Here is an 8,881-nt window from a genome sequence, read left to right as displayed (position 1 = left end):
AGCAACGCCGCGTCGAAGTCGACGACGCCATCGAAAGCACGACTAGTTCGGATCCACTGATTAACCGCGAGTCGGATGTTTTCCCGCTCCTGTGGCAGCGACGCCGGCGTCAGCGTCGCGCCGAACATCTTGACACCGTTGCGCCGCGCGGCCGCGATCACTCGCTGGTAACCGGCGATCAGATCGGCAGCCGTGACCGACGTATGAGGAAAATCGCAGTCGAGCCCGCCATGAGGTGGCATTGCCGCAAAGTTGATGTCGTTGATGCCAATCAGCAGGATCGCCGCTTTGACGCCTGGACGTCGCAAAACGTCGCGCTCGAAGCGGCTCGCAAGCGCGTCGCCATAGCAAGGCGAGTCGCTCAGGAGCCGGTTGCCGCTGATGCCGAGATTCACGATCGCGGTCGACTGCGCGCCGCTCGCCGCCAGCCGCCGAGCCAGCGCATCCGGCCAGCGACGGTTCTGGTTGAGGGTAGAGCGCATGCCGTCGGTGATCGAGTCGCCGATGGCGGCCACGGCAAGCGACGGTGCCGCCGCCTCCACCGACAAGCCCGTGACCCACACATATTGCGTGAAGCGGCCGCGAAACGCCGTGGCGGACGCGTCGGCGGTGTGATTGCCGGGCCCCGACACATAATTCACCTGATTCGACACTCGGTGCCATGCGACGATCCGCTGCTCCGGTCCCATGAACGCACTGATCGCATATGGCGCGCCCTCGACGACATCGATCGCGACCGGATCGCTGTCCACCTCGCCGCCAGGCGGAACGCTGACCGCGCCCTTACCGTCAAACGTCACCCGACTGCCGGCGCCCTCGACCGCTGCCGAGCCATCGGCCGAGCGCGCGATGCGCAGTTCGTCGATGACGAGAGGCGTCTTGCCGTACGCATTGCTCAGATGAATTCGCGCCACCCTCCCCGACAACGTCGGATACACGATTTGCCGAACGGTGCGCCCGGCGACTTCCGGCGCGCGATACAGCGGTGGCAACTCGACCCGCTGTGGAATCGGTTGCAGCGCGGTCGCCCAAACGGCGACCCAATGCTCGGGCGCTTCGGCAGCGAACGCACTCGATGAAACTACAAACGGGGCAAATTGGGCAAGCAGCGCCGCGCCGCATGCGGCAGCCAGGGTGCGATTGGTCATTCGGAGGATCGGTTCGAGGCGAAACGCGCATTTTGCCCGAACGACGCGGCAATCGCCGGCAATCGCAGGCAGGTGCGCCTACCCCGGCGCCCGGCGGCTGTGCCGGCTCGGACTCACGCCGTTTGCTGACTCATGATCTTCAGCGCGACCGCTTCGGCGACCTCGATTCCGTCGATTGCCGCCGAGTAGATCCCGCCCGCATACCCCGCACCCTCGCCCGCCGGATACAGCCCGTTGACGTTGACACTCTGGTAGTCGTCGCCGCGACGCACGCGTACCGGCGACGAAGTTCGCGTTTCAACGCCGGTCAGCACCGCATCATGCATCGCGAAACCGGCGATTTTCTTCTCCATCTGTGGCAGCGCTTCGCGAATCGCTTCGATCGCGTAGTCGGGCAGCGCGGTGCTGAGATCGGTTGGCCGCACGCCCGGCTTGTACGATGGAACGACCGAGCCGAGTGAAGTGGACGGCCGCCCCGCGATGAAGTCGCCGACCAACTGCCCTGGAGCCATATAGTTACCGCCACCGAGCTCGAACGCCCGCTCCTCCCACTTGCGCTGGAACGCGATGCCGGCGAGCGGCCCGCCCGGGTAGTCGTCTGGCGTAATGCCCACCACGATGCCCGCGTTCGCGTTGCGCTCCGCGCGCGAGTACTGGCTCATGCCGTTTGTGACGACGCGCCCCGGCTCCGACGTGGCCGCCACCACGGTGCCGCCGGGACACATGCAGAAGCTATAGACCGCTCGCCCGTTGCTGCAGTGGTGCACTACCTTGTAGTCGGCTGCGCCGAGCTGTTTGTGACCGGCAAATTTCCCAAAACGGCTCCGATCGATCACCCCTTGCGGATGCTCGATCCGGAAACCGAGCGAAAACGACTTCGCCTCGACGTGAACGCCGCGGTCGTACAGCATCTGGAAGGTATCGCGTGCGCTATGGCCGACCGCCAGTACAACGTGGTCGCAGCGCAGCGTCTCGCCGGTCGACAGCGTCAGCCCGCGCACCTGGCCGTTGTCGATGTCGATGTCCTCGACACGCGCTTCGAAGCGCACTTCGCCGCCCAACTCGTGGATGCTCGCGCGCATCTTCTCGACCATGCTGACGAGACGAAACGTGCCGATATGCGGCCGGCTCAGGTACAGGATGTCCTCCGGCGCACCGGCCCGCACGAATTCGTCGAGCACCTTGCGGCCGTAGTGTTTCGGGTCCTTGATCTGGCTGTAGAGCTTGCCGTCCGAAAAGGTGCCCGCGCCACCTTCGCCGAACTGCACGTTCGACTCGGGATTCAGCACCGATTTGCGCCACAGGCCAAACGTGTCTTTGGTGCGCTCACGTACGGCCTTGCCGCGCTCGAGGATGATCGGGCGGAAGCCCATCTGCGCGAGGATCAGGCCCGCGAACAGTCCGCACGGCCCCATGCCGATGACGACCGGACGCGGCGTGCTCAGTTGGGCGGGCGCTTCGGCGACGAACTTGTAGCTCATGTCGGGCGTCACGCCGCAATGCGGCACGTCGGCGAGCCGTTTCAGCGCGGCCCCTTCATCCTTTACCTCGACATCGACGATATAGGTGAGCTTGATGTCGGCGCGCTTGCGCGCGTCGTGCGCGCGGCGAAACACGGTGTACCGGATGAGCCCGTCCCGCGCCACGCCGAGTTCCGTGAGGCGCGCACGGATGGCGGCTTCGAGGGCGCTTTCGGGATGATCGAGCGGGAGTTTGATTTCGCTTAGACGTAACATGAGTACCGGAGATGCAAGTGGGCCGCAAATCGCGGCCAATTCGCAATTTTACCGGTAAGTGTCGACGCGGGGTGACGGCCGGTCATGAAGCGCCGGCCCGTCGAAACCGGGCAAAACCAGCATGCATGCTTCGACGCCCCCATTGAGCTATCAGCCCTATCGCTTGTCATCTAAGCTGAGCGCCGGGCCCTATAAATCAATAATTTAGCGCTCACCTTGCCATGAGCGCTCGACGCGGCTTGTCAGCTAACTTGAGCAATTCCGGGCTACTTGACAACAAACTTGAGCATTTGCGGACGCGCATCAATCGGGACCGCCGTTGCTGGAGGTTCGTATATCTTCCAGACCGGAAGCCGTGCTCCGTTGGTTTGTTCCGCCGACAGCCATTAGACCGCGTTACGCCGGTATCAGCTTGCGGCCGCACAGAACCAAATCACGCGATCGTCTCAGTTCGACCCTGACCACCCGTCCGGCCTCACAAGACCCAACGCCAGCTTTCGGACCGGACTAGCCCTTCGGCGGCTGCGATCCCAAGCCTAGTCAGCCTGCCGGTCGCACCTGCTGGCAGGTACCGCGGGACCGGTCTTCTTCACCCTGTTGGCTCACAGTCTTGGCACTACTCCCAGGAAATGCGCGCGCGGGCGCTAATATGGATGATCGCAAACAGCAATGAGCGGCAGCTCCATGAATGCATCGATCATTTCCGCACTGGCTGCACTCGTGGGCGCTGCAATCGGCGGCCTCACTTCGGTTCTGGCTTCATGGCTGACCCAACGCACCCAGGTTCGCGCGGAGTGGCGGGCACATGACCGCGTCCGGCGTCAGGAACTCTACAAGGAGTTCATCGAGGAGGCGACCAGGTGCTACGTTGACGCACTGCAACACAACGAGCCGGATCTGAACTCGGTTGGCAGCCTCTACGCTAAAATCGGCCGGATGCGGATCCAGTCTTCACGCGAAGTCGCAGACGAAGCCGACGTCATCGGACGCAAGATCGTCGACACCTACCTCGCGCCGGACAAGTCCTTCCTCGAGATTCGCGAGATGCTTGCGGACGGCTCGGTCGATATCCTCAACAACTTCAGCGACGCATGCCGCGCGGAGTTTGCATCGCTTCGCGCGCAACTGGATTGATGCCCGCTCGCACCGTTCAGCGCGGCATGAGTTCGACGGGTGCTTCGGCGCGATACCCGCCGCCGAGCACCTTGGTCAACGCAATTTCGTGACTGAGCATCTGCCCTCGGAGCGTGAGCAGTGCAAGCTGCTCGGCGATCACCTGCTGGCGCGCTTCGAGCGCCGCGAGCCGGCTCGTCAGACCTCGTTGATAATAGGCTTCGACGCTGTCCCTCGCGAACGCAACCGATTCGATCCGCTGCTTCTGCAATTCGGCCTCCGCATCGAGCGCCTGCAGGCGGCTGCCCGTCTGCGCAACATCGCGTACTGCGTTGAGAACCGCCTGGTTGTACTGCTCGATCAACAGGTTGCTGCCCTCGCGCGCTCCGCTCAGGTTGGCGTTGAGCCGGCCGCCGTCGAAGATCGGCAGATACAGGCCCGGGATCAGGTTGATCTGCTGGCTTGCATGCGTGAAGAGGTCGGCGAGATGCAATGCGTTGAAACCGAAGAACGCCTTGATGTCGAAGCTCGGGTAGAACGCCGCTTTCGCTGCGTCGTTCCGGTCGAACGATGACTCTACATACCATCGCATCGCGTGCAGGTCGGGCCGCCGGGCAAGGAGTTCGTATGAAAGCGTCGTCGGTAAAGCCGCCTTCGAGCGCGGCAGCGCGACGGGCTCGATCGCTGGCAAGCCGTTGGGTCCCGCGCCCGCCAGCGCTCGCATCGATTCGCGAAACTGCCGGATCCGTCCTTGCGCCGCCACAGTCTGCTGTTCGATGGCCAATTGCTCAGTTCTTGCTTCTTCCAGTAGCGTGCGGGCTTCGAGGCCCCGCGCCACACGAGCTTCGTGTGCCTTCACCGAGAACTCCGCCACTTCATGCGATTCGTCCAGCAGATCGAGAAGCTGGTAAGTCGTCTGAATGCCGTAGTAAAGCCGCGCGACATCCGTCGAGATTTCGAGTTCGACGGCGGACGTCTCCGCGAGCCGCGCATTGCTCACGCCGAGCGACGCCGCGACCTGCGCGCGCTGCTTGCCCCAGATGTCGACGGTGAGACTTGCGCCAAGTCCGACGACGCCCTCGGTGTACCACGGGCCCGTCAGCCCCCAACGCCGGTTCGTTCATCGCAAACGGGCCGATGAAGCCGTTCGCGGAAACATGCTCGCGATTCAGCAGCGCAAGCGCCACGACCTAAGACTCGACCCCGTTCTGACAAGCTCGACATCCGACCTCGCCTGGGCCACGCGCGTGCGCGCGATCACCATCGTCGGCGCATCGCTTAGCGCCTGATCAATCAGCGCACTGAGTTGCGCATCGTGATGGCGCGTCCACCAGCGCGCGGCCGGCCATCCATCGCGCGCGAGATGGATGTCGTCGGCGAGATTGATCTGTTCCGGCGAAATCGCAGGATGGCGCGTGCCGTTGTGATGGATCAGCGCACACCCCACCAGGCTGCCGCACAGCCATCCCGCGACGCGGAAGGCAGTGCCATGCCTGGACGACACGCGAGACACTGATTGCGCTTTCATGTTCGTGAGGCCCGAGAAGCAGGCGCCTTAACGGGTGCCACGACGCGCGGTCCGGCAACCCGGCGACCTGCCGTGCCAGATGTTCCGCTGCAGCGATGAGTGGCATGTCGAGCAGTTGGGCCGGTTCGGCGGCTCGCGCGGCGATTTCCATGCGGCGCGGCGCGCGGGCGTCGGGCGGGCTGGCCGCGAGTTCATCCGCGTATCGGTTGAGTTCGGCGAACGCCTGTTCCCAGGTCGAGCGCACTGCATCGATCGTTGGTGGGCTCCACGATCCCGCTTGCGCAACCAGCGTGTTGCGCAACGCATCGCCCGCCAGCATGATCTCGCGCCCCTGCGCGAGAACCGTTTGTGCGCGCAACGTCAGTTGCGTCTGTTCCGTCTCCTGCCAGCCCGGCTCGAGCGCAACGCGCGAGAGCGTCGCCTCGCAATCGGCCAGCACAGCCCACGCCTGCAACTGGCCCTGAGCGTAGGGCAATTCATCGCGCCTGTCGGCGTCTGCATGCGATGCGCTCACATGTGCGGCAATCGCGCGCAACATGGTCGCCAGCTTCTGCCGCAGCACGTCACCTTCGCCCTCGCGCCAGAACGACGTCTGCACGAAGGTCGCCACGCCAACGCCCAGCAGAATGCCCACCAACCGGTCGCGGATTTCAGTGAGATTCGTGGTTGGGCCGAATCGTTCGAGCAGCGCGAGCGAGAAGGTGAACATCAGCTGGATGCCTGCGTAGCCGATCCGCTCGGACCCAGCCGCTATCCACGCCGCGAACGCGACGACGGGCAACATGATCAGCAGCAGGCCGACAATATCGTCGAGATGCGGAATCACGGACACGACCATGAACAGTGCGAGCGCACTGCCGATGACAGCCCCCGCCAGCCGCAGCAACGCGCGCTGCGTCGATGCGCCGAGGCTCGGCAGTGCGACGATCACGCAGGTCAGCATGATCGTGTGAATGCCCTGCCGTATAAATGCGTAGGCGCGCGTGACTGATGATCTTCACTTCCTATGGATTTGCCGAGGGACGAGACAGACACAAGCTGAGGCAGTGATCGCGCAGATTCACGAAGTGATACTCTCAGGCATTCCGATTCGCAACTTTACGCTCTGTCTTCGCCGCTGCTCGCTGAGAGTAAATACACTTTGGAGAATTCTGATGGGGAAGAAATCGTTTTCTGACAATGCCAGCGACTCAAATGAAACCTCAAATGAAACAACTGAACAGGCGTTGGTGGCGTTGACCATACAGATCAAGGAGTTCGTCCAGAACAGATCGCTCGATAGCCGGTTTGCTGCGAAACTCGTCAAGCGGTTGAAGAAGGAAGCTGACGCCATATCGGAAGGCGACGATTCAACGAAGCCTGGAAAAAAGGAGCTAAAGAAGGCCTTCGACGCAGTCGACGCAGTGCTGCGTGACCACGATGCAGCATTGTTAGTCAGGGCAAACGCGGCGCTGCGCGAGACGGACAACACGACCCGTAGTAAGAAGCCACAGCAACGACCAACGGAGGGTTGAGCGAGCCACTGCCTGTCAAAAGCGTCCAACGTCCACAAGCTGCGAAGCGGACTCTTCCCCTTTGAGCCACAGGCGCGCCTGGTGCGGTGGCGGGAGGCGCCTGAAGCGTTTCCACCGCTTCTTCACTGTCTGATGATCGGCAGCGACGCGTGAAGCGAGATAACCTCGCGCGAAGACTGCGCCCGAGGCCGCTTCGGGCGATGCTGGTGGCAACGGCTTCAGGAGCTGGTCGGCGACAACGGCATCGTTGCGCCAGCCCAGATCATCCTGGAGCTCGATCAACGCGTCGACATAATGCCGGACGGCGCGCCTCGCGCACAGCGACGCGAAAAACTCGGTCGCGTGTCGCACTGTCTCGCGGCAATGCGGGCGCGGTGGCGACAGTGATCGTCGAGATCGGCGAGCCTTGCCACGTTTGATCAGTTTCCTGTGCCGGCGGCGAACGACTTGCGCGGCGAACTGCCCGGCGCGCCTGCCAATCCCCTCGCGCTGCTTGTCGGACATCCCGTCTTGCCGGCCCTTCCGGTTTAACCAGAGCGCGAGTTGGAGAACCAGCCGGTGTAGCGAACCGACTCGACCGCGGCTGCCGCCCGCTGCCGGTTGTTGACGGCGATCCGCTCGCGCGCCTGGCGGACAGCCGAGACTTCGTCCGCATTCCCATTGGCCCCTGCATGTGCAAGCGTCGATCCCGCGAGCACTCGCTTGGCCTTGGTTTTGGGTTTGACATACACGGCAACCGACAAAGCCCCAAACGCCTCTTCACAAAAAAATTTATTAACCGACCGGTCGGTTGGTTTATACTAGGTCGACACAGACCACTCCTCCAGAGAGAGCGTCCCTCATGTACACCCAATCCCTCGATATCCCCGGCAACGTCGCCCCGCTGGACGCGGACGCGAATTCGCCCGAACAGGCTCGCTTCGACGCGGTCATGACCGCCGACGGCAAGATCGAGCCGCAGGACTGGATGCCTGACGCGTACCGCAAAACGCTGGTGCGGCAGATCTCGCAGCATGCGCACTCGGAGATCGTCGGCATGCTGCCCGAGGGCAACTGGATCACGCGCGCGCCGAGCCTCAAGCGCAAGGCGATCCTGATCGCCAAGGTGCAGGACGAAGCCGGCCACGGCCTCTATCTGTATAGCGCCGCAGAAACGCTCGGCGTGTCGCGCGAGCAGCTGATCGACGCGCTGCACGCGGGCAAGGCCAAGTATTCGAGCATCTTCAACTACCCGACGCCCACGTGGGCCGACGTCGGCGTGATCGGCTGGCTCGTCGACGGCGCGGCGATCATGAACCAGATCCCGCTGTGCCGCTGCACGTACGGCCCGTACGCCCGCGCGATGATCCGTATCTGCAAGGAAGAGTCGTTCCATCAGCGCCAGGGCTTCGACGCGCTGCTCGCGATGATGGCCGGCACCGAAGCGCAGCGCGAGCTGGTCCAGCAGGCGGTGAATCGCTGGTGGTGGCCGGTGCTGATGATGTTCGGCCCGAGCGACAAGGACTCGGTCCACAGCAACCAGTCGGCCAGATGGGGCATCAAGCGCATCACCAACGACGACCTGCGCCAGAAATTCGTCGACGCGACCGTCGAGCAGGCGAAGGTGCTCGGCGTCACGCTGCCCGACGCGGACCTCAAATGGAACGAGGCGCGCGGCCACTACGACTACGGCGACATCGACTGGGAAGAGTTCTGGCGCGTCGTCAATGGCGACGGCCCGTGCAACCGCGAGCGCCTCGCGACCCGCGTGAAGGCCCATGAAGACGGCGCCTGGGTACGCGAAGCCGCGCTCGCCCACGCGGACAAGCAGCGCCAGCGCGCGCAACAGCACGCCGCCTGAGT

At 63.6% G+C, this 8,881-nt stretch carries 10 protein-coding genes (1 of these 10 only partly in view); 4 read left to right on the top strand and 6 right to left on the bottom strand.

What is annotated here, in order from left to right; translation table 11 throughout:
- Positions 1–1,148, bottom strand: the 5' portion of a protein-coding gene (locus OKW44_RS30885) for an SGNH/GDSL hydrolase family protein (RefSeq protein WP_018418661.1). 133 nt of this gene lie to the left of the window's left edge; only the first 1,148 of its 1,281 coding nucleotides appear in the window; its start codon is at positions 1,146–1,148; the stop codon falls past the left edge of the window.
- 113 nt (positions 1,149–1,261) lie between these two features.
- Positions 1,262–2,884, bottom strand: a complete 1,623-nt coding sequence (locus OKW44_RS30880) for an NAD(P)/FAD-dependent oxidoreductase (protein ID WP_018418662.1) — start codon at positions 2,882–2,884, stop codon at positions 1,262–1,264.
- Positions 2,885–3,568: 684 nt separating this feature from the next.
- On the opposite strand from OKW44_RS30880, the gene OKW44_RS30875 reads away from it, so the two are divergent.
- A complete protein-coding gene (locus tag OKW44_RS30875) occupies positions 3,569–4,018 on the top strand; it encodes a hypothetical protein (RefSeq protein WP_035470484.1) in 450 nt (149 codons plus the stop codon).
- 16 nt (positions 4,019–4,034) lie between these two features.
- Here the strand turns inward: OKW44_RS30875 and OKW44_RS30870 are convergent, their stop codons facing one another.
- A complete protein-coding gene (locus tag OKW44_RS30870) occupies positions 4,035–5,099 on the bottom strand; it encodes an efflux transporter outer membrane subunit (RefSeq protein WP_343219815.1) in 1,065 nt (354 codons plus the stop codon).
- Positions 5,100–5,154: 55 nt separating this feature from the next.
- Between OKW44_RS30870 and OKW44_RS30865 the strand changes: the two genes are divergently transcribed.
- Positions 5,155–5,286, top strand: coding sequence for a hypothetical protein (locus OKW44_RS30865; protein ID WP_018418665.1), 132 nt, complete (start codon positions 5,155–5,157; stop codon positions 5,284–5,286).
- Here OKW44_RS30865 and OKW44_RS30860 read toward each other — a convergent pair whose 3' ends face one another.
- Positions 5,287–6,468 carry an FUSC family protein gene (locus tag OKW44_RS30860; protein WP_018418666.1) on the bottom strand — a complete coding sequence of 394 codons (1,182 nt, stop codon included), beginning with the start codon at positions 6,466–6,468 and terminating at the stop codon, positions 5,287–5,289. It lies immediately after the preceding gene.
- Positions 6,469–6,679: 211 nt separating this feature from the next.
- Here OKW44_RS30860 and OKW44_RS30855 point away from each other — a divergent pair, with 211 nt between their 5' ends.
- Positions 6,680–7,039, top strand: coding sequence for a hypothetical protein (locus OKW44_RS30855; RefSeq protein WP_018418667.1), 360 nt, complete (start codon positions 6,680–6,682; stop codon positions 7,037–7,039).
- A 15-nt stretch (positions 7,040–7,054) separates the two neighbouring features.
- On the opposite strand, the gene OKW44_RS30850 is transcribed toward OKW44_RS30855, so the two are convergent.
- Together OKW44_RS30850 and OKW44_RS30845 are read right to left on the bottom strand one after the other, a co-directional pair.
- Positions 7,055–7,543 (bottom strand): CHAD domain-containing protein, encoded by a 489-nt coding sequence (locus tag OKW44_RS30850; protein WP_239499014.1) that lies wholly within the window; start codon positions 7,541–7,543, stop codon positions 7,055–7,057.
- A 23-nt stretch (positions 7,544–7,566) separates the two neighbouring features.
- Positions 7,567–7,782: a hypothetical protein gene (locus tag OKW44_RS30845; protein WP_018418669.1), complete on the bottom strand. Its 216-nt coding sequence runs from the start codon at positions 7,780–7,782 to the stop codon at positions 7,567–7,569.
- 98 nt (positions 7,783–7,880) lie between these two features.
- Between OKW44_RS30845 and paaA the strand changes: the two genes are divergently transcribed.
- Positions 7,881–8,879: a 1,2-phenylacetyl-CoA epoxidase subunit PaaA gene (gene paaA / locus OKW44_RS30840; RefSeq protein ID WP_018418670.1), complete on the top strand. Its 999-nt coding sequence runs from the start codon at positions 7,881–7,883 to the stop codon at positions 8,877–8,879.
- Positions 8,880–8,881 lie beyond the last annotated feature (2 nt).

Origin of the sequence: Paraburkholderia lebeckiae (assembly GCF_050436325.1) — a bacterium.
In the GTDB taxonomy this organism is placed as follows: domain Bacteria; phylum Pseudomonadota; class Gammaproteobacteria; order Burkholderiales; family Burkholderiaceae; genus Paraburkholderia; species Paraburkholderia tuberum.
Note: the sequence above shows the minus strand (reverse complement) of the source record. Positions and strands in the feature narration are given on the sequence as shown.